The following is a 26,576-nucleotide window of genomic DNA, read 5'->3' on the forward strand; positions in this document are numbered from 1 at the left end:
AATGTCGCCGCGCGACCCCGTGGGTCGAATTCGCGGCGGCATACATTAACAGCTTTTGAGCGGTTAGCGGCTATTGACACGCTGCTCGAGCAACTCGCGGTTGGACAGCGACACCAGTTCGCCATCATCGGTCAGCAGCGTGGTTTTTACCGTGCCGATTTCCTCGATCAGCCCTTCGACCTCTCCAATCCGCACTTGCTGGCCCACCTGAAACAGCTCGCGCACGTAGATGCCGGCCAGGATCTGCCCGGCGATCTCGCGGCTGCCAAGGCCCATGGCGAGGGCAACGGCCAGACCAACGGTAATCAGCCCGATCACGATCACGTGATTCAACAGGTCGGTTTTCACCTCCAGCTGGCTGATGGCCACCGAGATGCTGATGATGATCACCAGCCCCTGGGTGATCCGCCCAAGGCCCGCTGAATATTCCAGGCCGATGCCTTCGGCAGCACCGCGCACCAGGCCGTTGGCCACCTGCGCCAGCAGCACGCCGGCCAGCAACACCAGCGCTGCGCCGAACACCTTGGGCAGGTAGAGGGCGAGCATGTCGAGGGTTGCCGAAACCCGCTCCAGGCCGAGCGATTCAGCGGCCGAAACGAGGAAGATGAGCAGCACGAACCAGTAGACGATCTTGCCGATCAAGGTCGAGATCGGCACCTGGATGCCAACCCGGCCGAGCATTTTGGTCAGGCCCGTGCCGGCCATCAGGCGGTCCAGGCCGAACTTGGCCAGCAGTTTGGACAGCAGCGTGTCGAGTAGCTTGGCCACCACGAAACCGAGCAGCACCACGACCAGCGCGCCGAACAGGTTGGGGATGAAGTTCGCTACCTTGGTCCAAAGGGCGGTCATCGCGGTGACCAGGCTCTGGGTCCAGAGATCGAGTTCCATATTCAATCGGCCTTATCTGCTTTGCTGCCGTTGGCAGCGTTGCGGGAAGAGTGTCGGCGCACCGGCGCGACATGCGCCGAGCCATTGTTCACGGCAATCAGCAGCGCCTGGCTCCAACGGCCAAGCAGGCTGAACAGATCGCCCGCACCCACCTGGCGGTTGGCGGTTTTCAGTACGCGACCCAGGCAAGCGGCGTCGTCCCGGTCGTCCCGGTCGTTGCCGGAGGGTGATGCCTTGAGCAGGTCGCGCAGGGATTCTTCAAACGGATCGTGCATGGGCACCTCGCGCAATGTCAGTGAGAGACGAGATGGCCGGGCGATGGGTCACACACCGGGTTGGGACGAATGTTTCAAAATGCACACCTACACCCATCGCAACCGCCGGAACAACCACCACTGCCCCACCGCCAACCCCAGTACCACAATGCAGGCAAACAGGAAGCCCAAGGGGTTTTCGGCCCCCGGGATGCCGCCGACATTGATACCCAGCAGCCCGGTGATGAAGCTCATGGGCAAAAAGATGCAGGTGATGATGCCGAAGCGGTACATGGTGCGGTTCATGCGCTCGCTACGGCGGCGGTCTTCGCTTTCCAGCACCAGCGCGGCGCGCTCCCGGGTCAGTTCCAGCTCCTCGAGGTAGCGGATCAGGCTGTTGTTGAGCTCGTTCCAGTAATCGGCATCGGCATTGGCGAACCAGCTCCATTTGCTGCGGGACAACTGGGCATAGATTTCCCGTTGCGGCGCCAGGAACCGGCGCAAGCCGGCGGCGCGGCGGCGGATCTGCTGCAGGCTGCCATGCTCCGGAGTGTACCGTTCGTCGGATTCGACCTTTTCTTCCTCCAGGTCGACCAGTTCGGCCAGGTCACTGACCAGTCCCTGAACCTTTTCGGTCAGCAGCTCGCCCATCAACAGCAACAATTCGGATGCCGATTTTGGCCCCCTGCCCTGCTCCAGCTGCTGCAGCACTTCATCACTGGCGCGCAGCGGCCGCAGCCGCAAAGAGATAACCCGCTGTGCCTCGGCAAAGATTCGCACCGAAACCATGTCTTCGGGCTCGGCGCCCGGATTGAGGTTGACCCCACGCAAAAACAGCAGCAGCTGTTCGTCCGCCATGGGTAGCAGGCGCGGCCGGGTGTTCTCTTCCAGCAGCAATTCGCAGGCGAACTCGCTCAGGCCGCTGTCATGCAACAGCCAGGTGCGGGTTTGCGGATGGCTGCGATCCCAGTGCAGCCACAGGCTTTGCTCCGGTTGCAGCTGCAGGTCGTCCAGTTCGGTACGGGCAATCGAGCGCGCGCCACCTTTGCCATCGAGCACCAGGGCATGCACCAGCCCCCACTGCGCGTTGTCTTCCTCGAACATCAAAGCTCCATCAGCGCGTGTGGCGCATCACTCCGGCATTTTCAGCGGGCTTGGCGAGACCAGCACGCCATTGTTGTCGGCATAGACATACTCGCCCGGGCGGAAGGTCACGCCAGCGAAGGTCACTGCCACATTGAGGTCGCCGATGCCGCGCTTGTCGGTCTTCATCGGGTGGCTGGCCAACGCCTGCACGCCAACGTCGGTCTGGATCAGCACATCGACATCACGTACGCAGCCGTAGATCACCAGGCCTTCCCAGCCATTTTTGGCGGCCTTTTCGGCGAGCATGTCACCGAGCAGCGCGCGGCGCAGCGAACCACCACCATCGACCACCAGCACCTTGCCCTTGCCATCGCGTTCGACCTGCTCCTTGACCAGCGAGTTGTCTTCGAAGCACTTGATGGTGACGATCTGGCCGCCGAACGAATCACGGCCGCCGAAATTGCTGAACATCGGCTCCAGCACTTGTACCAGGTCCGGGTAGGCGTCGCACAGGTCGGGCGTTACGTAATGCTGCATGGGAAGCTCCTGTCAGTCACAACGAAAGCGGATATCGGCCAAGGCTACACCTTGGAGCCTGTCCTAGTCATCCGGGACCGGGCAGTCATTTGTCTTCATCCTGTAGCCCGCGAAGAGGCTCGAGCAGACAAAGCAAGGTCAACTGGCTGGCAAAGGCTCCGCAGCCACAGTGGACGCATGCACCGGCAGCAGCGGGTTGCGCAGCCAGCGCTCCACCAGCGGCCACACCTGCACCTGCGCGGCCTTGCTCACCAGCATGTCGACGTGCCCAAAGGCGTCGAAACCTTCTTCACGACCCAGCCGCAGGAATTGCTTGCGCGCGCCACCCAACTGCTCGAACAGCTTTCGACAAGCCCACACTGGGTCCTGGAAGTCCCCTGCACCGGCCACTGCCAACAGCGGTACGTCCACTTCAGCCAGCCCTGCCCACCAATCGTTCTGCTTGTCGCCAAAGCGCCCGAACAGGCCATGCCAGCGCATGCTTTCCAGGGCCAGCCCAATCGGTTCGTCCTCGGGCCCACGCTTGAAGCGCGGGCCCGAAATCTGCCCCCACCGCTTGAGTACCAGCTTCGCGCCCCAGGCCAGCGGCGGCACTTTCAACGGCCAGTACACACGGCTGATCTGGGTGCCGAACAGCGCCACACTGGCGACTTGCCCCGGCTCCAGGAAACCGCCACCCAGCGCTGCCGCCAATGTCGTCCCACCCAACGAATGGCCCACCCAGTGCGGCGCCTGGCCCGATTGCTCGCGCACGAAGGCGTTGATCAGCGGCAAGTCATCACGGGCGTAGGCAGCGACACTGTTGTGCTTCCAGGCAAGGTTGCGCGGCGACAGACCGTGGCCACGCATTTCCGGGATCCATACATCGAAACCGGCGCGCGCCAAATAGGCACCCAGGCCTACGCCTTTGGGCGAATACCAGAAGCGCCGGTTGGAAAAGCTGCCGTGCAGAAGAATGACCGGCACGCCCTGGGCCTCGCCCTGGTCGGCCAGCCCCAGTCGGGTCACGGCCAGCTCGACGCTGGGGTCAGGGCCGTTGCCGGCCTTGATCCGGTACACGTCTTCGCTGAGGTCGCCGCGGCGCTCGGCACTGAGCAAGGCCACGGGAAATAGAGTGCTGCTGCTTTGCATAAGGTTGCTTGGTGCACAAAAAAGGGCGGGATCCATTGCTGGAGCTCGCCCTGGAAAAAACCAGGCGGGGGTACGCCAGACGTCCCCCCGCGTTGTATTGCGTCAGGCCGCGCCTTGGCCTTCGGCCAGGAAGAACCAGGTTTCGAGCACCGAGTCCGGGTTCAGCGACACGCTTTCGATGCCTTGTTCCATCAGCCACTTGGCCAGGTCCGGGTGGTCCGACGGGCCCTGGCCGCAGATGCCGATGTACTTGCCGGCCTTGTTGCACGCGGCAATGGCGTTGGCCAGCAGCTTCTTCACCGCAGGGTTACGCTCGTCGAACAGGTGGGCGATGATCCCGGAGTCACGGTCCAGGCCCAGGGTCAGCTGGGTCAGGTCGTTGGAGCCGATCGAGAAGCCGTCGAAGTACTCAAGGAACTCTTCGGCCAGAATGGCGTTGGACGGCAGTTCGCACATCATGATCACGCGCAGACCGTTGTCGCCACGCGCCAGGCCGTTTTCGGCAAGCAGATCGACGACCTGGCTGGCTTCGCCCAGGGTGCGCACGAACGGCACCATGATCTCGACGTTGGTCAGGCCCATCTCGTTGCGCACACGCTTGAGCGCACGGCATTCCAGCTCGAAGCAGTCACGGAACGATTCGCTGATGTAGCGCGATGCACCGCGGAAGCCCAGCATCGGGTTTTCTTCTTCTGGCTCGTACAGCTTGCCGCCGATCAGGTTGGCGTACTCGTTGGACTTGAAGTCCGACAGGCGCACGATGACCTTTTTCGGGTAGAAGGCCGCCGCCAGGGTGCTGATACCCTCGACCAGCTTCTCGACATAGAAGCCAACCGGGTCGTTGTAGCCGGCAATGCGCTTGTCGACGCTGTCTTTCAGGTCGGCTGGCAGGCCCGCGTAGTTCAGCAGTGCCTTGGGGTGCACGCCGATCATGCGGTTGATGATGAATTCCAGGCGCGCCAGGCCTACACCGGCGTTCGGCAGCTGGGCGAAATCGAAGGCGCGGTCCGGGTTGCCGACGTTCATCATGATCTTGAACGGCAGCTCGGGCATGGCATCGACCGAGTTCTGCTTGATGTCGAAGCCCAGCTCACCTTCGAAGATGAAGCCGGTGTCGCCTTCGGCGCAGGAAACGGTCACGCCCTGGCCGTCTTTCAGCACCTGGGTAGCGTTGCCGCAACCGACAACCGCCGGGATGCCCAGCTCACGGGCAATGATCGCCGCGTGGCAGGTACGCCCGCCGCGGTTGGTGACGATGGCACTGGCGCGCTTCATCACCGGTTCCCAGTCAGGGTCGGTCATGTCGGAAACCAGTACGTCGCCCGGCTGGACCTTGTCCATTTCCGATACGTCGTTGATGACGCGAACCTTGCCGGCGCCGATGCGCTGGCCGATGGCACGGCCTTCCACCAGCACGGTGCCCTTTTCCTTCAGCAGGTAGCGTTCCATGACATTGGCGCTGGAACGGCTCTTCACCGTCTCAGGGCGGGCCTGGACGATGTACAGCTTGCCGTCGTCACCGTCCTTGGCCCACTCGATGTCCATCGGGCGCTGGTAGTGCTGCTCAATGATCATGGCCTGCTTGGCCAGTTCGCTGACCTCGGCATCGGTCAGGCAGAAGCGTGCGCGCTCGGCGCGGTCGACTTCGACGGTCTTGACCGAGCGACCGGCCTTGGCTTCGTCGCCATAGACCATCTTGATCGCCTTGCTGCCCAGGTTGCGGCGCAGGATGGCCGGGCGACCGGCCTGCAAGGTGTTCTTGTGCACATAGAATTCGTCAGGGTTGACCGCACCCTGTACCACGGTTTCGCCCAGGCCATAGGCGCCGGTGATGAACACCACGTCACGGAAGCCCGACTCGGTGTCGAGGGTGAACATGACGCCGGCGGTGCCGGTTTCGGAGCGGACCATGCGCTGCACGCCGGCGGACAGGGCGACCAGCTTGTGGTCGAAGCCCTGGTGCACGCGGTAGGCGATGGCGCGGTCGTTGAACAGCGAGGCGAACACTTCCTTGGCCGCGCGGATCACGTTGTCGACGCCACGGATGTTGAGGAAGGTTTCCTGCTGGCCGGCGAACGAGGCGTCCGGCAGGTCTTCGGCGGTCGCCGAGGAACGCACGGCCACGGCCATATTATCGTTGCCGGCAGCCATCGCAGCGAACGCGGTTCGGATTTCCGAATCCAGGCGTGGCGGGAATTCGGCTTCCATGACCCACTGGCGGATTTGCGCGCCAGTCTTGGTCAGGGCATTGATGTCATCCACGTCGAGGGCATCGAGCGCGGCATGAATCTTGTCATTCAGACCACTCTGTTCGAGAAAATCGCGGTACGCCTGCGCCGTAGTGGCAAAGCCGCCCGGCACCGATACACCAGCACCGGCAAGGTTGCTGATCATCTCGCCCAGGGATGCGTTCTTGCCCCCCACATGCTCCACATCATGGACGCCGAGCTTATCGAGGGAAACTACGTACTCTACCAAGGTGATCTCTCCACTAACTGTGTTGGAAAAGCTCAAAAGGCGCCCGCCTGTCTTCGGTGACTTGGCCGGGCGTTTGTGGCCTGTACCTGGAAAATAGGGTCTGCAATTGTGGCAGAATGCCGAACAGCCGCATTCGGCAAACCGAACCTATCATATCCAAGAATCGTCATCAGCTTAAGGCCCAGATCGCAAATGAAACGAACCGCGTTCTTCATCTCCGACGGCACCGGTATCACTGCCGAAACCCTGGGCCAGAGTCTGCTCGCGCAATTCGAGAGCATACCGTTCAACAAATTCACTCGCCCCTACATCGATTCGCCAGACAAGGCGCGGACCATGGTCCAGCAAATCAACGCCGCGGCCGAGCGTGACGGGGTGCGCCCGATCATCTTCGACACCATCGTCAACCAGGACATCCGCGAAATCCTGGCGACGTCGAACGGCTTCATGATCGACATCTTTTCTTCGTTTTTATCCCCGCTCGAGCAAGAATTGACCGCCCATTCGTCGTATTCCGTGGGCAAATCGCACTCGATCGGCGGCAATTCCAACTACATGGAACGCATTGAGGCGGTCAACTTTGCCCTCGATAACGATGACGGCGCACGTACCCACTACTACGACAAGGCCGACCTGATCCTGGTGGGCGTGTCGCGCTGCGGCAAGACCCCTACCTGCCTGTACATGGCCATGCAGTTCGGCATCCGTGCTGCCAACTACCCGCTGACCGAAGACGACATGGAGCGCCTGCAGTTGCCGGCAGTGCTGAAAAAGCACCACAACAAACTGTTCGGGCTGACCATCGACCCCGACCGACTGACCGCCATTCGCCACGAGCGCAAGCCCAACAGCCGTTATTCCAGCTTTGCCCAGTGCGAGTTCGAAGTGCGCGAGGTGGAGAGCCTGTTCCGCCGGGAGAACATCCCCAACATCAACTCCACACATTTTTCGGTGGAAGAAATTTCCGCCAAGATCCTGGTCGAGAAAGGTGTGGAGCGGCGGTTCAAGTAAGCCTGTACCGGCCTCTTCGCGGGGCAAGCCCGCTCCCACAGGTGCTCCATTGCCTTCAGGTTCAGTAGAGCACCTGTGGGAGCGGGCTTGCCCCGCGAAGAGGCCACTACAGACAAAAGAAAAGCCCCGGCATCACTGCCGGGGCTTTGTTTTAACGCACCACAAGGCTCAGGACGGTACCACCGCCGCCTGCCCGCTCATGGCCAGGTCGACCAGCTCGCGGTTGGCGACCGCGTACATCGCGTAGTCGGTACCGGTGGCATTGCGCAGGTCGTCCAGCATGGCGCGCCAGCGCTCTACCATCACCCGATGCTGCTCTGCCCAAAGGGCCACACGGGCATCCATGTCCTCTGGGGCATCGGCCATCTGCAGTACCGAGATGGTGATGGCCCGCTGCTGCAGGTCGATATCATCACGGAACGCTTCGCGAGCCAGTGCCTGCCAGTTGTTTTCCACCGGCAGGTTACTGATTTCCTGCAAGTACCAGGTCAGATCCAGCGCGCTGCCCACGGCGAAGAACGCCTTGGCCACCTGCGCCGGGTCATGCCCGGTGACGTCGGCCGCCTCGATGATCGGCAGCAGGGTATACAGGTGACTGGTGCCGGCCACCATGCGCGCCAGCAACTCCGGTACACCAGCCTCGACGAAGCCTTGGTAGCGCACCATCCAGCGTTCGCGGGTTGGGCCTTCGAGCAGCTCGTCGAGCTTGAGCCCCAGCTGCGCGATCTTCGGCCCGAAGTGCGCCGTGTCACGGCCAGCGTCCTGCTCATTACGGCGGCTGCGCAGGAACCAACGGGTCGCCCGCCGGCCCAGGCGCATCAGCTCGTCCATCAGGGTCAGCTGGATTTCCGCCGGCACCTGGTAGTCGAGCGCCTCGATCTGACGGAACCAGTGCGGCAGGTGGAAGATGTCACGCACGATCACGTAGGCCCCGGCCACATTGGCCGGGCTCATGCCAGTCGACTCTTTCAGGCGCTGGACAAAGGTGATACCCATGTTGTTGACCAGGTCGTTGGCGATCTGGGTGCTGACGATTTCGCGCTTCAGGCGGTGACGGCGCATGGCCTCGGCAAACTTGTTGACCAGCGACGGCGGGAAGGCGGTTTCCATGTCGCGGGTCAGGTAGTCGTCGTCCGGTACCAGCGACTTCAGCAATTGCTCCTTGAGGTCGATCTTGCTGTACGAGATCAGCACCGACAGCTCGGCGCGGGTCAGCCCCTGGCCGGCAGCCAGGCGTTCGGCAAGCTGCTCTTCCGACGGCAGGAACTCGATGGCGCGGTCGAGCTTGCCACGCGCTTCAAGGTCGGCCATCAGGCGCTTGTACTCGGCAATCCGCTCACGGGCGCGGCGGGCGGCCAGTGACAGCGCCTGGGTCTGCTTGTAGTTGTTGCCCAGCACCAGGGCGCCCACTTCGTCGGTCATGCTGCCGAGCAGCTGGTTGCGCTGCTTCTCGGTCATGTCGCCACCCTGCACCACTTCGTTGAGCAGGATTTTGATATTGACCTCGTGGTCGGAGCAGTCCACGCCCCCGGCGTTGTCGATGAAGTCGGTGTTGGTGGCGCCGCCGTTCAGGCCGAACTCGACCCGACCGAGCTGGGTCATGCCCAGGTTGCCGCCCTCACCCACCACCTTGCAGCGCAGTTCGTTGCCGTTGACCCGCAACGCATCGTTGGCCTTGTCGCCGACATCGGCGTGGCTCTCCGTACTGGCCTTGACATAGGTCCCGATGCCACCGTTCCACAGCAGGTCTACCGGGGCCTTGAGCAGCGCATTGAGCAGCTCGGTCGGGGTCAAACGGTCGGCTTCGATGGCGAAGCGCTCTTTCATCTGCGGGCTGATGGCAATGCTCTTGGCACTGCGCGGGAAGATCCCGCCGCCTTCGGACATGATGCTGGTGTCGTAGTCGCTCCAGGCCGAGCGCGGCAAGTCGAACAGGCGCTTGCGTTCAGCGAAGCTGGAAGCGGGCTCCGGGTTGGGGTCGATGAAGATATGCAGGTGGTTGAACGCTGCCACCAGTTGCAGCTTGTCGGACATCAGCAGGCCGTTGCCGAACACGTCGCCCGCCATGTCGCCCACGCCAATGACGGTGATCGGGTCCTCCTGCACGTTGATGCCGCGTTCGCGGAAGTGGCGTTGCACGCCGACCCAGGCGCCGCGCGCGGTGATGCCCATCTTCTTGTGGTCGTAACCGGCCGAACCGCCGGAGGCAAAAGCATCGCCCAGCCAGAAACCGTAGTCGATGGCGATGCCGTTGGCGATGTCGGAGAAGGTCGCAGTACCTTTGTCGGCCGCTACCACCAGGTACGGGTCGTCATCGTCATGGCGCACCACGTTGGCTGGCGGCACCACGCCACCGTCCTTCAGGTTGTCGGTGATATCGAGCAGGCCGGAAATGAAGATGCGATAGCACGCCACGCCTTCAGCGGCGATCTCGTCACGGCTGCCACCCAACGGCAGACGACGCGGCAGGAAACCACCCTTGGCGCCGACCGGCACGATGACCGAGTTCTTCACCTGCTGGGCTTTCACCAGTCCCAGCACTTCGGTACGGAAGTCCTCTTCGCGGTCGGACCAGCGCAGGCCACCACGGGCAACGTTGCCAAAGCGCAGGTGCACGCCTTCGACCCGTGGCGAATAGACGAAAATCTCGAACTTGGGAACCGGCTTGGGCAGCTCGGGGATCAGCTTGGGGTTGAACTTGAAGCTGAAGTACGACTTGTTCTGGCCATTGGCATCCGGCTGGTAGAAGTTGGTGCGCAGGGTGGCCTTGATCAGGTCCAGGTAGCGGCGCAGGATGCGGTCTTCGTTGAGCACCTGCACGTCGTCCAGGGCGCTGAGGATGGCCTGTTCCAGGCGCAGTTGCTTGTCGTCCAGGTCGTCCTGGGTAAGCTTGCGCGCCAGGTAGAAGCGGGTCTTGAACAACCGGGTCAGCTCACGGGCAATGCCGGTGTGGTTGTTCAGGGTGCTGGCGATATAGCCCAGGTCGAAGCCCAGACGGATCTGTTTCAGGTAGCGCGCGTAGGCACGCAGCAGGGCCACGTCGCGCCACGGCAGGCCGGCGGTGAGCACCAGGCGGTTGAAAGCGTCGTTCTCGGCATCCCCACGGACAATGTGGATGAAGGCGTCCTGCAGGGTGTCGTTGAGCTGCTGGATATCCAGGCTCAGGCCTTCGCTGTAGGTGAACGCAAAGTCGTGGATCCAGTACTCGCGGCCATTGGCATGGCGCAGGCGGTACGGGAACTCGCCCAGCACACGCAGGCCGAGGTTTTCCAGGATCGGCAGCACGTCAGACAACGCCAGCGGAGTGTCGGCGTGGTACAGCTTGCAGTGCAGGATGCGCTCGCCCACCTGGGTCAGCGGCTGGTAGAAGCTCATCGCCAGCGGTTTGCTTTCCGACAGGTTCACCACGTGCTGCAGGTCGACCACCGCCGAGTGGGCGGCAAAGCGCTCGCGGTAGCCGGCCGGGAAGCCCTTGGGGAAATCGGCGAGGATGTTGGTGCCCTGCGCTTCACCGAAGTTCTCGACCACCAGCGTCGAGTAATCGTCTTGCCACGAGCGGCAGGCCTGGATCACTTCACGTTCCAGCTGCTGCGGGTCGATGTCGATGCGGTTTTTCGGGTCGACCCGCAAAATCAGCTGCACACGGGCCAGCACCGACTCAGAGAAGAAAGTCCAGAACTCGCAGTCGCTGGCCTTCAGGCGCTCCATCAGTACGTGCTGGATCTTCTGCCGCACTTCGGTGGAGTAGATTTCCCGCGGCACGTACGCCAGGCAGTAGCAGAAGCGGCCGTACGGGTCCTTGCGCAGGAACACGCGGATCTTGTTGCGTTCCTGGATCTGCACAATCGCCATGACCGTGGTGAACAGCTCGTCGATCGGGGTCTGGAACAGGTCGTCACGTGGCAGGACTTCCAGCACCTGGGCCAGCTCTTTGCCCAAGTGGGCCTTGGGGTCGAAGCCCGAGCGGCGCTCGACTTCGGCCACCTTCACGCGGATATACGGAATGGCATGCACGCTTTCGCCGTACACCGACGAGGTGTACAAGCCCATGAAGCGATGTTCCTTGATGACCTTGCCGTCGGCGTCCAGCTGGCGGATCGACACGTAGTCCGGGTAGGCCGGGCGGTGCACACGGCTCGGTAACGCAGCCTTGGCGAACGACAGCAGCAGCGGCTCGTTGAGGTAGGCCACGGCGTAGTCTTCGATGCGCAGCTCTTCTGCGGTCAGGCCCACGCGCAGACGGCGCGGCAGGCCGAGGAACGACTGCTCGTCGTAGACCATCTGGCCGCCACCGGCGTCGCCCTTGACGGTGAATTCTTCATAGCCCAGGAAGGTGAAATGGTTGTCCAGCAGCCACTCGAGGAAGGCCTTCACCTCACCCTTTTCGTGTTGCGCCGGGCCGAAGGCTGTCTGTTCCACTTGCGCCACCACTTCGCGCAGCTTGGCCTTCATCGGTTCGAAGTCGGCGACCGCCACGCGCACCTCGGCCAGCACCTGCTCGATCTCGCGGGTCAGCACGGTAAGTTCCGCGGCGTTGGCGCAGCGGTCGATCTCCAGGTACATCAGCGACTCGTGCTGTACCCCCTCGCCCTGGCTGCCCTTGGGCAGCAGTTCCAGCAGCTCCCCCTTGGCACCACGGCGCACACTGAGCACGGTGGTCTGCAGGGTATGGATGCTGTAGCCACGGCGGTTGAGCTCGGTGCGTACCGAGTCGACCAGGAACGGCAGGTCATGGTGCAGCACTTCGACCACGGTGTGGGTCGATTGCCAGCCGTTGCGTTCGTAATCGGGGTTGTACACCCGTACTTGCGGGTATTCGGGGTCGAAGCGTTCGATGATGCGCCAGGCTGACAGGGTGCAGCCGGCCAGGTCGGAAAGCCTGCGCTGGGTGAGTTCGTCCAGAGAGATGATGCCGAAGAACTGTTCGGCGAACAGCGCCACTTGTGGCAGGGACTGTTCGCTGATGTGCTGCGCCAGGGCCGCTTGCAGTTGGTGCTGGAAGTCGGCTTTGCTGGCTGCGGTGAAGAACGCCATCTGTGGTACTCCGCTTGGGCTTTGTAATAGTTGAAGCGTCGCTGCGTGCGCCATCTACGGGTCAACAATAGCCAACCCGTGGCAAGGCGGACGGTAAAAACCAGACGTTGACGTGCGCAGGCACGCCCAGGGCTCGCCGAAGCTTAACGACTGAGCGGTCATCAAGGCTTGCAGCGCTGCGACAATTTCGGTCAAGGGGGGGTAACTTTACGTTTATGCATGTAGCCAAGACTGTCAGAATTCCCTTCCGTTTCCTTTGATCCGAGCCTGCTCATGCAAATCGACACCGCCCTGCTGTTCGCCACCCCTTGCGACGATGAGGAAGACAACATGGCGACCCTGTGCTGCCACAGCGACAAGGGTCAGATGTTTCTGCTTACCCGCTACCCGGACGAAGACACCGTCGACCTGACCCTGGATGACGAGCCGTCGACGCTGGACGGGCTGAAAGTGACCCTGAGCGCCAAGCGCCTGCTGATCGAAGTGGCGGCCGGCGACCGCGATGCGCTAAAGGGCGATGAAGTGCTGGAGATCAACCTGACCAGCGATCTGAGTGACATGGATGAGGTGAGGGAAACCCTGGAGAACATCCTGGCCGGTACTGGAACCTTGGTCTGCGAGCTTTGAACCGTGCCCCTGACTAGTGGGAACGCGGTCCCTGTGGGAGCGGCCTAGTGTCGCGATAGGGCCGCGCAGCGGCCCCAGCAATCTATGCATAATGTCGAGATCCTGGGGCCGCTGCGCGGCCCTTTCGCGACGCAAGGCCGCTCCCACAGGGATCGCGCCAGCTTTTAGAAATTGAGCAAGACAGTTGCCCCCACAATGATCAGTCCAGCGCCTGCTGCATCTCTTTGGCCTGCACCCGCAACGCCTCGCAAAACGGCTCCACCGCTGCCGATGCCGGCCGATGGTCCGGGCGTATCAGCATTACCTGATAGGGCACCGAAACCCGTAACCTGCGGATCGGCAGCCCGCCTTGTGCCGCCTCCAGCCCGCTCAGCGGGTTGATGATCGCCACCCCCAGGCCTTGCCTGACCATGGCGCACACCGAAGCGGCACTGGTGGTTTCGATGACCGTGCGGCGGTTAACCCCAGCCGCACGAAAGTGCTGATCCAGACGCTGGCGGTAGGTATCCAGGCTGGCCAGGTTGATGAAATCGACCTCATGGAAATCACTCAGCTCCAGTTCAGCCTTCACCTGCAGCGGGTGATGCTCGGGCAACACGCACACCATGTTGGCACTGAACAGCAATTCACCATACGCGCCGCGCGGTATCTGTTCGACTTCAGTCAGGCCAAGGTCATGCTGCTGGGCAACCAGTGACTCCTCCAGCAAAGGCGACTCCTGCGCCAGAATGCTCACACTGACGCCGCTGTGCTGCTGGTGAAAACGCTGGCAAGCCTTGGGCAACAGGGTTTGCGAGAACAGCGGCAGGCAAGTAATGGCCAGCCGGCCCTGCTCGAAGTTGCGAATGGCCTGGGCAAAACGGTCGATCCGCTCCAGCCCGACATAGGCCCGCTCAACCTCCTCGATCAACAGCAACGCCTGGGCCGTGGCCACCAGGCGGCCGCCCTCGCGTTCGAACAGGTTCAGCCCGGTGACTTGCTCCAACCGGGCCAACTCACGGCTGACGGTGGGCTGCGAGGTGAACAACAGACGCGCCGCCCCTGTGACGCTACCGGCTGCCATGATGGCGCGGAATACTTCGATATGGCGGACAGACAGTTTCACGGCAACACCCCCAGATCAACACACCCCATATCAGATATGAATGGCACACTGAAAAAAAGCTATTTTTCTGAATCACTGCTTTTAGCTCATTCTCGTGGTCTTCCTTTAACGAGTAGCGCCACCATGACTGCACCCTTCACCCTCCTGGCCGAGGCGGTTCGCCAGCACGGCTCGCCGCTGTGGGCCTACGATGCCAGCACCATCGCCGCGCGCGTCGCGCAGCTGAAGGTGTTCGACACCGTGCGCTTCGCCCAGAAAGCCAACCCCAACCTGCACGTCCTGCGGCTGATGCGCGCCCACGGCCTGGTGTTGGACGCGGTCTCGCTGGGTGAGATGGAGCGGGCGTTCGCGGCCGGTGCCAGCGTTGAGGGTGATCCGGCCGGCGTGGTGCTGACCTGCGACGCCCTGGACCGTTCCACACTGGAGCGGGTGGTGGCAGAGAAGATAGAAGTCAACGCCGGCTCCATTGACATGCTGCGCCAGCTCGGTGAACGCTCCCCTGGCCACCGCGTGTGGATTCGCATCAATCCGGGCTTCGGCCATGGCCACAGCCGCAAGACCAACACCGGGGGCGAAAACAGCAAGCACGGCATCTGGCACGAAGAGCTGGACGACGCGCTGGCGTGCATCAAGGCCCACGGCCTGCACCTGGTGGGCGTGCACATGCACATTGGCTCCGGGGTCGATTACCAGCACCTGGAACAGGTCGCCCGCTCGATGATCGAGCTGATCGGCCGCCTGGGCGTGGACATCGAGGCGTTTTCCATCGGCGGTGGGCTTTCGACTCCCTATCGCCACACCGACAAGCCCGTCGACCTGCAGCGCTATGCCCAGACCTGGGCGGTGGCACGCAAGGAAATCGAAGCGATGCTGGGCCACCCCGTGCGTATGGAAATCGAGCCAGGGCGCTTCCTGGTGGCCGAGTCGGGCTACCTCGTGGCGGAAGTGCGCGCCGTGAAGCAAGTGGGCCGCAATACCTTCGTCATGATCGACGCCGGCTTCAACGACCTGATGCGCCCGGCGATGTACGGTGCCTACCACGGCATGACCCTGCTCGATGCCAACGGCCAGCCGGTGGACCGCCCACGGCAGCCGACCGTGGTGGCAGGGCCGTTGTGTGAATCGGGTGACGTGTTCACGCAGGATGACCAGGAGCTGACCCCGCAGGACCTGCCCCGGGCACAGGTGGGCGACCTGCTGGTGATTCACGATGCCGGGGCCTACGGCGCGTCGATGTCGTCGAACTACAACAGTCGGCCGCTGCTGCCGGAGTTTCTGATCGAGAACGGCGCACTGCGGATGATTCGCCGACGGCAGACGGTGCAGGACCTGCTAGGCCTGGAGGCGGGTTTCTAGCCAAACACACCCGGCGATTGCGCAACCTCATGCCATGCGGGCTGGAGCATTCAACATTTGGCCGCTGTTACACTGTCAATCGATGAAATTGGCAAGCCAGAGCAAGGGTATGAATCCGACGCGCTACTCCACCGTGGCAAAGGACTTGATGCAAGCGATTGCCAGCGGCCGGTACCCCGTGGGCAGCCTGCTGCCGACCGAGTTCGAGCTGTGCGACCTTTACGGTGTGAGCCGACACACAGTGCGTGCCGCTATCGACCAGTTGCTCACCCAAGGGCTGGTGTCGCGGCGCAAGCGCGTGGGCACGCGGGTAGAGGCCAGCAGCCCGCGCGGCGGCTATTCGCAATCGTTGGCCTGCGTGGCCGACCTGGCGCACCTGGCAGACACTCAGCAGCGTGAAATCCAGAACGTGCGCCATTTTGTCGCCGACCAGAGCGAGGCGGCGAGGCTGGGGTTGGTGCCGGGGGAGCAGTACTTTTGTGTTTCGAGCATCCGCGTCGACCGGCAGCACAATGGCGCGCCGCTGTGCTGGACCGACGTGTATGCACAACGCGACTACACCAAGGTCATCGAGGTGGCCCGCGAGCACCCTGACCAACTGATTGCCGAGTTGATCGAACAACACTATGGCAGGGCGATTTCAGTGGTCGACCAGCAGGTGCGCGCGGTGTTGCTGACAGCGGAAATGGCTCGGGCGCTGAAGGCCGAGGCAGGCTCACCGGGGCTGAAGATCATCCGCCAATACCGCGAGGAAAATGGTGATTTGATGGCGGTCTCAGAGACCGTGCACCCGGATGACCGCTTTACCTTTGTCACCCAGATGCGCCGCGACCGCTCCCCCGCCTGATCAGTCAGGCATGCACAGGTCGTGTAACTTTCAACGTATGAACAAGGCAGTTGCTGCCAGAGCGCCAACTGGGGAAAGCGGTTGCAGGGAGGATCTGCCAGGTCTATAAGCGCTCAACTGAACATGAGGTCAACAGGCATGGCGGACAACACGCGGATGCTCACAGTAGGTGAAGTGGCCAGACGCAGCGGCGTGGCGGTGTCGGCGCTGCACTTCTACGAATCCAAGGGGCTGATCGCCAGCGTCCGTACGGCAGGCAACCAGCGCCGCTTTCCGTCGCTGGTGCTGCGTACGCTGGCGATCATCAAGGTGGCTCAGCGCACGGGTATTGCGCTGGAGGAAATCAAACAGGCCTTCAGCCGCTATGCGCCCAACAGCAAACTCACGGCAGCGCAATGGGGTGAGATGTCCACGGCCTGGCGCGAAGACCTGAATGCCCGCATTCGCACACTGGAAGCACTGCGCGACAGCCTGGACAACTGCATCGGCTGTGGTTGCCTGTCGCTGGAGGACTGCCCCCTACGCAACCCCGAGGATGTGCTGGCCAAGGAAGGCCCCGGGGCGCGGATCCTCGAGAAGAAATCCCGTTAGCCTGCAGAGTTCCACGCGGGCCGTGCAAACCTTGCAGTTTTGAGACAGACAGTTGCATTTACAAAGGCCGCATGCGCCACCCCGTTTGTCCGCCGTACTGATGGCAGAAAGGGTTTTGGAACCATCACCGCCCTTCATCGCCCTAACCCTGTGCTGTTAACCCAAAGCCGATCACAGGAAGGAACAAAGTCATCATGAAACGTGAACAGATCGAAGGCGTTGCTGAAAACCTCGCAGGCAAGGCGCAGAGCGCTGTAGGCCGACTGGTCGAAGATCCGGCGCTGGAGGCCGAAGGCGATGGGCGTCAGGCCGCAGGCCAGCTGACCAAGACATATGGTGACGCGCTGGACACCGTGTCCTCATTCGTCAAGGAAAAGCCCGTCGCCGCACTGGCCATCACCGCCGCCGTCACGCTGATAGTCTCTCGCCTGCTGCGCCGCTGAACAGGGCTGCGCAAGCAGGGCCTGGGCCGGGTGTGGGATCCGGCCCGCGCCATCACCAGATGGCGATATCGTAGGTAAGGTACAGACGATTGCTATCGCGCCCACGGGCGAAATCCGAACGATAGACATAGTTTCGCCATTTCACGCCCAGACCTTTCAGCGGCCCGCCCTGCACCACGTAGGCCAGCTCGGCGTCACGCTCCCACTCCTTGAGGCCCTCGGCGCCTGACCGGCCATTGTCGCCACTGAGGTATCGCGCCATGAAGGTCAAACCCGGTACCCCGGCGGCAGCGAAGTTGTAGGCGTAGCTGGCCATCCAGGTCTTCTCTTCCTCTTCGATGAACTTGCCGATGCCGACGTTGCTGAACGAATAGACCGTTGCCCCACTGATATACGGCAGCCCCGCTTCACCATCGAGCACCTGGTAACCTGCGCCGACGGTATGCCCGGAGTGGGCGTACGACAGTTGGCCACTGAACATGTCGTTGTCGATGCCACCGCCATACGCCGTACCGCTGTCGCGGCTTTTGAAGTAACGCAGGTCGGTGGTCAGCACGCCGCCGCCCAGCGGCAGGTCGTGCACCAGCCCGGCGAAGTCCTGGCGGTAGAAATGCTCGAGCTCGCCATGAAAATAACTCAGGCGCAGTTGCTTGCTGACGGCATAGTCAGCACCGGCGAAGCTGAAGTCGCCAGACGCTGGGCCGCCATACCCGTCCAGGTACAACCCGGTGCTATTGGATGAGTCGCGCTGTTTGAAGCGGTCCAGGTGGCCGGCGGTAAGGGTGAGGTTGTCGATGTCGGTGCTGGTCAGCTGGGTTCCCTGATAAGTCTGCGGCAGCAGGCGTGCATCGTTGTACACCAGTATCGGCGTCTTTGGCAGCAAGGTGCCGTGCTTGACCACGGTGCCGTCCAGGCGGGCTTTGGCCGTGACCCCGGCACTGGCGAACTCATCCGCCGCGCGGCCATCGTCATGCACCGGCAGCAGCCCGGTGCCGCTGCGCCCACGGCCAGAGTCGAGCTTGAAGCCGACCAGGCCCAAGGCGTCGAGACCCAGACCGAGGGTGCCTTGGGTGAAGCCGGACTGGTAATCGAGCAGAAAGCCCTGGGCCCATTCCACCCGTTCGCTTTTGGCAGTGGCGGCAGCGCGGGGGCTCATACCCTGCTCGTCACGGAAATTCTCGTTGAAATACACGTTGCGCAACTGCAGCTTGAGCTTGCTGTCATCGACAAAACCGGAAGCGCCGGCAACAGGCAGCCAGCCGCAAAGCAGGCCACAGGTGGCCCCACGGAACACAGCTCGGGACATGATCGATACTCTATTGTTGTTTTCGAGATCAGCAGGCGTTGCGCCTGCCAGCGCCAGAAGCGGTCAGACGAAGAAGGACAAGGCGCCCGTCAGCAGGGCCAACGCCGTGATCACCAGCGAGGTGAGCACGGCCCATTTGAAGGTGGCTTTCTGGAAATCACCGATATCCCTGTCGACCATTCCCACCAGCAGCAGCGTCGAAGCAACCAGCGGGCTCATGAGGTGAACCGGCTGGCCAAGCACCGAGGCGCGGGCGATCTCTACAGGGTCGATGCCGTAGGCGGCCGCCGCATTGGCCAGGATAGGTACCACGCCAAAATAATAAGCGTCGTTGGACAGCACGAAGGTCAGCGGCATGCTGGTCAGCGCCACCACCAGCGGGAACCAGTGGCTCCATGCTTCCGGAATCCAGTCCACCAGCGTCTGGGCCAATGCATCGACCATCTTGGTGCCCGAGAAAATGCCGGCAAAGATGCCAGCGGCGAACACCAGCAGCACCACGGTCATGGCGTTACCCGAATGGGCCAGAATGCGTTCTTTCTGCACATTCAGCTGCGGGTAGTTGATCATCAGCGCGGCGACGAAACCGATCATGAACAGGATGGCCGCGTGCATCAGCCCCAGCACCAGCGCGGTCATCACCGCGATCACCAGCACCAGATTCACATAGGCCAGGCGCGGGCGCTTGTGCGGGTTGTCGCCAAGGATTTCCTGGATGTAGCAGTTGCCGCCACCGGACTCCAGGGCAATATTGCCGATACGCCGGCGCTCGGCACGGCCCAACAGGTAGGCGGTGAACACGACCCACGCCGCCCCACCAATGACGGTGGGCAACATGGGAATGAAGTACTCGGTCGCATCCAGGCCGAGCGCGGCAATGGCGCGGGTGGCCGGGCCACCCCACGGGCTCATGCCACTCATGATGCTCAAAGACAGCATCGATACGGTCGCCAGGATCATCGGGTTCATGCCGATGCGCTTGTACAGCGGCAGCATGGCAGCGCAGGTAATCATGTAAGTCGTGGTGCCATCACCGTCCAGCGCCACCAGCAGCGACAGCAGGGCGGTGCCGATAGCGATCTTTATCGGGTCGCCATTCACCCGCTTGAGAATCTTGCGGATCAGCGGGTCGAACAGGCCGGCGTCGATCATCAGGCCGAAGAACAGGATGGCGAACAGCAGCAGCGCGGCAGACGGGGCGACCATTTTCAGCCCATCGAGCATCATCTTGCCCAAGTCTGGCGCGAAACCGCCGATAACCGCGAAAACAATCGGCACGATCGTCAGCGCGACGATAGGGGACAGGCGTTTACTCATGATCAGGTAGGTGAAGGTCACCACCATGATCAGGCCGAGAAGTGCGAGCATGGTTTGTTCTCTTGTTTTTATTGTCTATGTGGCCACCTGCAGCACAGACGGCCCCCTACCCCACCCGACAACGCCTGGCGGGGGGCTGTGAAACGCTTGAGGGTGTCAGGGCTCAGCCGTGGCGGTGTGGTTCGGCGACCCAGTCGGCGGTTTCAGCGCCGGGGCTGAGCACCGGTTCGCCATTCAGGCGGCGATGCAGCGTCTGGCGGTCACAGGCGTTTTCCGACAGCGAAACCACCACCGTCGCCACTGCGTTGCTGGCAAGACTCGTCAGCGCACGGGCTTCCGACATGAAGCGGTCGACCCCGATCAACAGGGCCAGGCCGGCCAGGGGAATGTCATGGATCACGGTAAGGGTCGAGGCCAGGGCCACGAAGCCGCTGCCGGTGACCCCTGCCGCGCCCTTGGAGGACAGCAGCATGATCGCCAGCATGGTGACCACCTGGCCCAGGCTCAGGTCGATGTTGCAGGCCTGTGCGATGAACACCGCTGCCAACGACAAGTAGATGGCAGTACCGTCGAGGTTGAACGAGTAGCCAGTGGGCAGCACCAGGCCAACCACGCCTTTCTGGCACCCAAGCTTCTCGAGCTTCTCGAGCATTCGCGGCAGCACCGGCTCGGTTGAAGACGTGCCCAGCACCACGAGGAACTCTTCGCGGAAATAGCGCAGCAGCTTCCATAGGCTGAAGCCATGGGCCCGGCAGATGCCACCGAGCACCACCAGCACGAAGAACGCGCAGGCGATGTACAGCGTCCCTACCAGCTTGGCCAGTGAGCCAAGAGAAGTAATGCCGTACTGGCCTACGGTGAATGCCAGCGCGCCGAAAGCACCGACCGGGGCAAAGCGCATCAGGTAGCCGAAGATGCGGAACACCATGGTCGAGGCCGAGTCCAGCACGTCCAGTACCGGCTTGCCCTTTTCGCCCATCGACGAGAGGGCGAAACCGCTGAGTACGGCGATGGACAGGACCGGCAAGACCTCACCCTTGTTGAAGGCCCCTACGAAGGTGTCCGGGATGATGTGCATGAAGAACTCCACCACACTCAGCTTGGCAGCCGACGCGGTGTACTGGCTCAGGCCTGCCGTGCTCAGGGTGGCGGGATCGATGTTCATGCCGGCACCTGGCTTGAACAGGTAAACCGCCGCCAGCCCGATCACCAGGCTGACCACCGTCAGGCCCAGGAACAGCAGCAGGGTCTTGCTCATCAAGCGCCCCAGGGACCGCTTGTCGGTCATGCCGGCGATGCCGGTGACGATGGTGCAGAACACCACCGGCGCGATCATCATCTTGATCAGCTTGATGAACGCATCACCCAGCGGCTTTAGGGCCACGGCCTGTTGCGCCCAGAAATGTCCGACCACCACGCCCAGCAGGACGGCGCAGAGAATCTGGAAATACAGCGATTTGGCGAGTCTCATGAGGCATCACCCATTGTTGAAATTGTGCGGATGCGCTTGTGGTGAATGTGCAGGTCTGGATCAGCCCCTGGAGCTACCCGGCCAACCTGCGGAATGTAGGGACGTAGACGAACCCTGAGAAGAGCCGCCGGGCGGTTCGTACCACCGACGCCTGGATCGTGTTGCCATCGACACCGCTGCGGGTCAACGCGATATCGATGCCGCCACTTGGGTGCTCCAGGCGGACCTCAGCCAATTGCTGCGCGCCTTCGCCCAACAGGTCGGCAATCACGGTGCCAGGGCTGACGCAGGCAGTCGCCAGCCCCACGGCGCCAGTGATCGCCAAGGCACGATGGCAGTTGTGCGGCATGAAATAGCGAACCTGCAGCGTGCCGTCGTAGCGAGGCTTGGACACCAGCACTGGCTTGGGGATGACCATGCCACTGACATCGCCCAGGCCCATGGCCTTTCCGGCCTTCAGGCGCAACGTTTCCAGCCGTTTGAGCAGCGCGCTGTTGGCGTCCAGCTGAGCAGGGGTTTCCGCGCCACTGACCCCCAGCTGGCTAGCCTCTACCAGCATCATCGGCATGGCCATATCGATGCAGGTCAGCGCAACGCCATCGATCACGTCCTTGGCCTTGCCAGTGGGGAACAGCTTTCCAGTCTTGCTGCCGACCGCGTCGAGGAAGGTCAGGTGCACCGGGGCGGCAGTACCCGGAACCCCATCGATCGCCGTGCGGCCTTCGTAGCGCACGATACCGCCGGGCGTCTCGACCCGCGAATTGACGAAGGTTCCGGTGTTCAGGTTGCGAATGCGCACCAAGGTCTTGCCGTCCTGACCTTTTACCAACCCCTGTTCGATGGCGAACGGCCCAACAGCACAGAGCATGTTGCCGCAGTTGGGGGCGGTGTCGACCCGGCGCTGAGCGACCATGACCTGCACGAACAGGTAGTCGACGTCGGCATCGGCGTGCAATGACGGGCTGATGATCGCCACCTTGCTGGTCTGTGGGCTGCCGCCACCGATGCCGTCGATTTCCAGCTCATGGCCAGAGCCCATCAGGTTGATCAGCAATTCGTCGCGCTCGACCACATTGGCAGGCAGGTCCCAGGCGTGGAAAAACGGCCCTTTGGAGGTACCGCCGCGCATGAGTACGCAAGGAATTCGTTGCATGATTTCGCACTCTTGTTGATCAATGGACATCATTGATGCTGTGAGCAAAAGAGTGACAGGGATGGATAAATCAATCCAATGCAAATATCGTAGCTATTATTCCGATTAGCACATGAATAAAGCGCAAGATTGCCAGCGGGTTTTTTATGGAATATGAGCTGCAAGACATCAGATCTTTCGTCAAAATCGCCGAACTTGGCAGTTTTCATGAGGCCGCCGAAGCGCTTCACCTGTCCCAGCCAGCGCTGAGCCGGCGGATCAAGAAACTGGAGGAAGGCCTGGGCACGTCGCTTCTGGAACGCACCACTCGCCGGGTCAGCCTGACCAGCGTGGGCCGCGACTTCCTGCCCAAGGCCAGGCGCCTGCTGGATGATTTTGAAGACTCGATCCTCAGCATTCGCGAACTGGCCGAGCGCCAGACCGGTCAGGTTACCCTCGCCTGCATCCCTACCGCAGCGTTCTACTTCCTGCCGTCGGTGATCCGCGACTACAACGAGCAATACCCGAAAATCCGCATTCGCCTGCTGGACCTAAGCGCCAACGACGGGCTCGAAGCCGTGCTGCGTGGCGAGGCCGACTTCGGCATCAACATGATGAGCGGCCAGCACCCGGACATCGAGTTTGTCTCGCTGGTGCAAGAGCACTTCGTGCTGGCCTGCAGGCGCGACCACCCTCTGGCGAACCGCGCCTCCGTTACCTGGACAGAGCTGGCTGATTACCGCCTGATCGGCGTCGGCCGCCTGAGTGGCAACCGCATGCTGCTGGACCATGCGTTGTCCGGGCTCAACCTGCGGCCAAAATGGTTCTACGAAGTGCAACACTTGTCCACGTCGCTGGGCATGGTCGAGGCCGGGCTGGGTGTGTCGGCCATGCCCAGCCTGGCCATGCCCGACGCGGACCACCCGACGTTGGTCAGCGTGCCGCTGATCGAACCGCAGGTTAGCCGTACGCTGGGGTTGGTGTACCGACGCGGCGCATCGCTGTCGCCTGCCGCGGAGAAATTCGTTTCGATTTTGCTGCAACAGTGGCCCAACCGTTGAGTCGCCGCTGCGCAGGCAGGTGAGGTCAGGCGTTCTTGCCCAGTACGAAGCGGTCAAAATGCTCGATGTGCTCATCCAGGTTGTCTTCGAGCATCATCCGGTACTGCTCGCAGAAGTACTTCAGAATCTCCTCCCTGGCTGCCGCCAGCTCCGCGCCCGACTTGAAGCTGCGGGCGCTCATCCAGGCACTGAAGCGCGTGGCGCCGAAGGTCAGCGAGGCACTTACCTTGCCCAGGTCTTCGAATTTTTCAATCTGCTGGTTGGCCAGGTCGATGTGCGCATCGGCACGGTCATAGAAGGCCTGATCGGTAGCTTGAGTCATTGCGGTTCACCTTGTAACGGAAGCCCAAGCCTTGCATGGCGGCGCGCTTACGTGCAAGGCTGAAAAAGGATTACCCATGACGAAAAGGAAACGAAGCACCTTATGCTTGGAATCACACGTATCCATCGCTATTTGCGCCCACTGCCTGCAAAACCGACTGCAGCCAGTGGGCGTGACCTCAAGGCCAAACGTGCCGCCCGCCTCACCTCGAAGCTTGCAAACCTGCTCTGCACCCCCCGCTCCGCACCGCCTTACCTCTGCATCACCCCTGAGCGCCCCCCTGTCGACCGTGTGCCCCCTACCTGACTGCCATCGCTGCAGCTCACACACCGTACTCGCCTGTAACAGGCGGGAAGTCTGACGCAACCACAAGGGGCAACACCTGATGCTTTTCTTTCACGGTAAACGAATTTTCAGCGCCATCTTCGATATGGATGGCACCCTCTTCGACACCGAGCGCTTGCGCTTCAAGACACTGAAGCAAGCCTCGCTGGAAATCTTCGGCAAGGCGTTGAGCGAGGACACATTGATCGGCTCGCTGGGTCTGAGCGCGATCAAGGCCGAAGCCCTGGCCAAGGCACATAACGGTGAAGATTTCCCCTACGCCGAAATCCGCAAACGCGCGGATGAGCTTGAGCTGGAGTACGTGCGCAATAACGGCGTACCGATCAAGGCCGGCCTGCTGGAGGTACTGGAACGCCTGCGCAAGTCGGGTTTGACCATGGCTGTCGCCACGTCCAGCCGCCGTGCCATTGCCGAGGAATACCTGATCAACGCCAACGTGCTGAAGTACTTCGACATCACCGTTTGTGGCGATGAAGTCAGCCAAGGCAAACCTCATCCCGAGATTTTCCTCAAAGCCGCCCGCGCGCTCAATTGCGAACCTGATCAGTGCTTCATGGTCGAGGATTCCGAGAACGGCATGCTTTCAGCCATCCGTGCCGAAGGCCAGGCGATCCTGATCGAAGACATCAAGCCGCCCGCTGCCGAGATCAAGGCAGGTGCGCTCAAGGCCTATCGCAGCATGCATGAGTTTCTCGCCGACCTGAGCGAGTGCGTACCCGACCTGGGCATGCCAGCGTTGAGCGAGCCGTTTACGGCTTCGTTGAACCAGTTCAGCGTGGGTATCCATGGTTTCGGCGCCATCGGCGGTGGCTACCTGACACAGGTGTTCTCCCATTGGGATGGCTACACCCGGCCCCGTGAAATCATCGCTGCGACCCGCTCGCGCATGCTGCGTGAAAGCGTCAATGCCTTCGGCCGCTACAGCGTGCGCTACGGGGCCACTTCGTTCGACCAGACCATCGACAATGTACGCATGATCGACATGGACGATGACGACGCCGTCATCGGCATGTACACCACTGCCGAAATCATCGGCCTGAGCCTGCCCGAGCAGGCCATCCGCAACCAGGCGAAGGTGATTGCCAAGGGGCTGCTGCAACGTTTCGAACGACGTGGCCGTGAGTTGACGCTGCTGATCGTGCTGAACAAGGTAGGCGGCGCCGCGTTCGTGCGCCGGCATGTGCAAGCGGAGCTGGCATTGCTGTGCCCGCCCGCGATTGGCAAGCAAGTGCTGGAAAAGACCCATTTCGCCGAAACGGTGGTCAGCCGCATCGTCTCCAAGCTCAGCAGCGACGCGTTGGTGCGCCAGTTGCGCATCAAGTCGCAGATGTTCCAGAACAGTCTGGAAGACGAGCCGGCAATCGCCACCAAGGCATCCACGCCAGTGCCTGAGTATGAACGACTGATCGGCCGCTTCAGGCCCTTCGCCCAGCCCAGCAGCGCAATGAGCCAGCTGCACCTGATCCTGTTCAACAGCGAACCCGACATGCCGCTGTATGCCGAGCACGGCAGCGAACTGCTCGAACGCCTGCGCCAGGTAAAGACGGTGCCTGACATCAACCAGATCCAGGTCATCAAGAACCGCCTGTGGAACGGCCCCCATGCCATCGTTGCCTGGTATGCCAGCCTGCTGGGCCATGACTCGGTGGGCCAGGGTATGGGTGATGCACGCGTCAGCGAACTGGCCGAACGCCTGATTCGCCAGGAAGTCGGGCCCACCCTGGTGGCGGAGCACCCACAGATGGCGGAGGTGGTCAGCCGTTTTGGCGACACCTTCCTGGAACGCTGTGCAACCTCGTTCAAAGACCCTTGTGCCCGGGTGGGGCGCGACCCCTTGCGCAAGCTTCAGCGCAACGAGCGCATCCTCAGCAGTATCGACCTTGCCCGCAAGCATGGTATCGAAACCCCAGCGCTGGCGTTTGGCGCGGCCCTGGCCATTCACCATGCGTTGCGCTGCAAAGACAGCAAAGACCAGGAAGCCCAGGCGATCCGACAGGTTTATCGGGATAACCGCGACAGCGTCGAGGCCGTGCTTACCCAAGACAGTGACTGCAATGGGAAACGTTTTCCAGGGCTGGACCCGATCAGGGATGCGCAACTGATTACCGCCATTTCAGATGCATTCCGGCAATACCTGCAAAGGCATATGGCGACCCGGCGGGACGACCTTTGCATAGGCGCTTAAGGTCTCCACAGGCCTGAAACCAGCGCAGTGAATGGCACCGGCGCCGCCG

General features: G+C 62.0%; 21 protein-coding genes. 8 read left to right on the top strand and 13 right to left on the bottom strand.

Annotation, left to right across the window (positions count from 1 at the left end; genetic code table 11):
- Window positions 1-63: 63 nt before the first annotated feature.
- The 6 genes from OO258_RS13190 to ppsA form a co-directional block, all read right to left on the bottom strand.
- Entirely contained in the window at window positions 64-888 is an 825-nt protein-coding gene (locus tag OO258_RS13190) for a mechanosensitive ion channel family protein (protein ID WP_110745835.1), read from the bottom strand.
- A 2-nt stretch (window positions 889-890) separates the two neighbouring features.
- Window positions 891-1,163 carry a hypothetical protein gene (locus OO258_RS13195; protein ID WP_010953087.1) on the bottom strand — a complete coding sequence of 91 codons (273 nt, stop codon included), beginning with the start codon at window positions 1,161-1,163 and terminating at the stop codon, window positions 891-893.
- A gap of 87 nt (window positions 1,164-1,250) precedes the next feature.
- The gene (locus tag OO258_RS13200; protein WP_266030937.1) at window positions 1,251-2,246 is read right to left on the bottom strand and encodes a zinc transporter ZntB; all 996 of its coding nucleotides are present in this window, start codon (window positions 2,244-2,246) and stop codon (window positions 1,251-1,253) included.
- Between the two features lie 27 nt (window positions 2,247-2,273).
- Complete coding sequence (gene rraA / locus OO258_RS13205) at window positions 2,274-2,765, bottom strand: ribonuclease E activity regulator RraA (protein WP_266030939.1); 492 nt, start codon at window positions 2,763-2,765, stop codon at window positions 2,274-2,276.
- 138 nt (window positions 2,766-2,903) lie between these two features.
- The gene (locus tag OO258_RS13210; protein WP_266030942.1) at window positions 2,904-3,896 is read right to left on the bottom strand and encodes an alpha/beta fold hydrolase; all 993 of its coding nucleotides are present in this window, start codon (window positions 3,894-3,896) and stop codon (window positions 2,904-2,906) included.
- A 102-nt stretch (window positions 3,897-3,998) separates the two neighbouring features.
- The gene (gene ppsA, locus OO258_RS13215) at window positions 3,999-6,374 is read right to left on the bottom strand and encodes a phosphoenolpyruvate synthase (RefSeq protein ID WP_110745839.1); all 2,376 of its coding nucleotides are present in this window, start codon (window positions 6,372-6,374) and stop codon (window positions 3,999-4,001) included.
- Window positions 6,375-6,566: 192 nt separating this feature from the next.
- Between ppsA and OO258_RS13220 the strand changes: the two genes are divergently transcribed.
- Window positions 6,567-7,385 (top strand): pyruvate, water dikinase regulatory protein, encoded by an 819-nt coding sequence (locus OO258_RS13220; RefSeq protein WP_012271263.1) that lies wholly within the window; start codon window positions 6,567-6,569, stop codon window positions 7,383-7,385.
- Between the two features lie 168 nt (window positions 7,386-7,553).
- Here the strand turns inward: OO258_RS13220 and OO258_RS13225 are convergent, their stop codons facing one another.
- Window positions 7,554-12,419: an NAD-glutamate dehydrogenase gene (locus OO258_RS13225; protein ID WP_266030948.1), complete on the bottom strand. Its 4,866-nt coding sequence runs from the start codon at window positions 12,417-12,419 to the stop codon at window positions 7,554-7,556.
- Window positions 12,420-12,692: 273 nt separating this feature from the next.
- Here OO258_RS13225 and OO258_RS13230 point away from each other — a divergent pair, with 273 nt between their 5' ends.
- Window positions 12,693-13,046, top strand: coding sequence for a hypothetical protein (locus OO258_RS13230; protein ID WP_266030949.1), 354 nt, complete (start codon window positions 12,693-12,695; stop codon window positions 13,044-13,046).
- A gap of 199 nt (window positions 13,047-13,245) precedes the next feature.
- Here the strand turns inward: OO258_RS13230 and OO258_RS13235 are convergent, their stop codons facing one another.
- Entirely contained in the window at window positions 13,246-14,151 is a 906-nt protein-coding gene (locus OO258_RS13235; RefSeq protein ID WP_014591822.1) for a LysR family transcriptional regulator, read from the bottom strand.
- 123 nt (window positions 14,152-14,274) lie between these two features.
- Between OO258_RS13235 and lysA the strand changes: the two genes are divergently transcribed.
- The 4 genes from lysA (at window position 14,275) to OO258_RS13255 (ending at window position 17,388) form a co-directional block, all read left to right on the top strand.
- On the top strand, window positions 14,275-15,507 hold the full coding sequence (lysA, locus tag OO258_RS13240; protein WP_266030953.1) for a diaminopimelate decarboxylase: 1,233 nt from the start codon (window positions 14,275-14,277) through the stop codon (window positions 15,505-15,507).
- Window positions 15,508-15,616: 109 nt separating this feature from the next.
- Entirely contained in the window at window positions 15,617-16,354 is a 738-nt protein-coding gene (locus tag OO258_RS13245; RefSeq protein ID WP_266030956.1) for a GntR family transcriptional regulator, read from the top strand.
- 156 nt (window positions 16,355-16,510) lie between these two features.
- Entirely contained in the window at window positions 16,511-16,945 is a 435-nt protein-coding gene (gene soxR, locus OO258_RS13250) for a redox-sensitive transcriptional activator SoxR (protein ID WP_346648904.1), read from the top strand.
- 194 nt (window positions 16,946-17,139) lie between these two features.
- Window positions 17,140-17,388, top strand: coding sequence for a CsbD family protein (locus OO258_RS13255; protein ID WP_110748459.1), 249 nt, complete (start codon window positions 17,140-17,142; stop codon window positions 17,386-17,388).
- Between the two features lie 52 nt (window positions 17,389-17,440).
- On the opposite strand, the gene OO258_RS13260 is transcribed toward OO258_RS13255, so the two are convergent.
- The 4 genes from OO258_RS13260 to OO258_RS13275 all read right to left on the bottom strand — a co-directional run bounded on the left by OO258_RS13260 (window position 17,441) and on the right by OO258_RS13275 (window position 22,635).
- Window positions 17,441-18,694, bottom strand: coding sequence for an OprD family porin (locus tag OO258_RS13260; protein ID WP_266030963.1), 1,254 nt, complete (start codon window positions 18,692-18,694; stop codon window positions 17,441-17,443).
- A 63-nt stretch (window positions 18,695-18,757) separates the two neighbouring features.
- A complete protein-coding gene (locus tag OO258_RS13265; RefSeq protein WP_110748465.1) occupies window positions 18,758-20,062 on the bottom strand; it encodes a CitMHS family transporter in 1,305 nt (434 codons plus the stop codon).
- A gap of 112 nt (window positions 20,063-20,174) precedes the next feature.
- Window positions 20,175-21,482: a dicarboxylate/amino acid:cation symporter gene (locus OO258_RS13270; RefSeq protein ID WP_266030967.1), complete on the bottom strand. Its 1,308-nt coding sequence runs from the start codon at window positions 21,480-21,482 to the stop codon at window positions 20,175-20,177.
- Window positions 21,483-21,555: 73 nt separating this feature from the next.
- Window positions 21,556-22,635, bottom strand: coding sequence for a 4-oxalomesaconate tautomerase (locus OO258_RS13275; RefSeq protein ID WP_266030969.1), 1,080 nt, complete (start codon window positions 22,633-22,635; stop codon window positions 21,556-21,558).
- 146 nt (window positions 22,636-22,781) lie between these two features.
- Between OO258_RS13275 and OO258_RS13280 the strand changes: the two genes are divergently transcribed.
- On the top strand, window positions 22,782-23,675 hold the full coding sequence (locus tag OO258_RS13280; RefSeq protein ID WP_110748476.1) for a LysR family transcriptional regulator: 894 nt from the start codon (window positions 22,782-22,784) through the stop codon (window positions 23,673-23,675).
- Window positions 23,676-23,700: 25 nt separating this feature from the next.
- Here the strand turns inward: OO258_RS13280 and OO258_RS13285 are convergent, their stop codons facing one another.
- Window positions 23,701-23,997 carry a DUF3144 domain-containing protein gene (locus OO258_RS13285; RefSeq protein ID WP_110748479.1) on the bottom strand — a complete coding sequence of 99 codons (297 nt, stop codon included), beginning with the start codon at window positions 23,995-23,997 and terminating at the stop codon, window positions 23,701-23,703.
- A 385-nt stretch (window positions 23,998-24,382) separates the two neighbouring features.
- Between OO258_RS13285 and mtlD the strand changes: the two genes are divergently transcribed.
- The gene (gene mtlD, locus OO258_RS13290; RefSeq protein ID WP_266030972.1) at window positions 24,383-26,527 is read left to right on the top strand and encodes a bifunctional mannitol-1-phosphate dehydrogenase/phosphatase; all 2,145 of its coding nucleotides are present in this window, start codon (window positions 24,383-24,385) and stop codon (window positions 26,525-26,527) included.
- Window positions 26,528-26,576 lie beyond the last annotated feature (49 nt).

The organism is Pseudomonas sp. DCB_BI, assembly GCF_026240995.1.
Lineage (GTDB): Bacteria > Pseudomonadota > Gammaproteobacteria > Pseudomonadales > Pseudomonadaceae > Aquipseudomonas.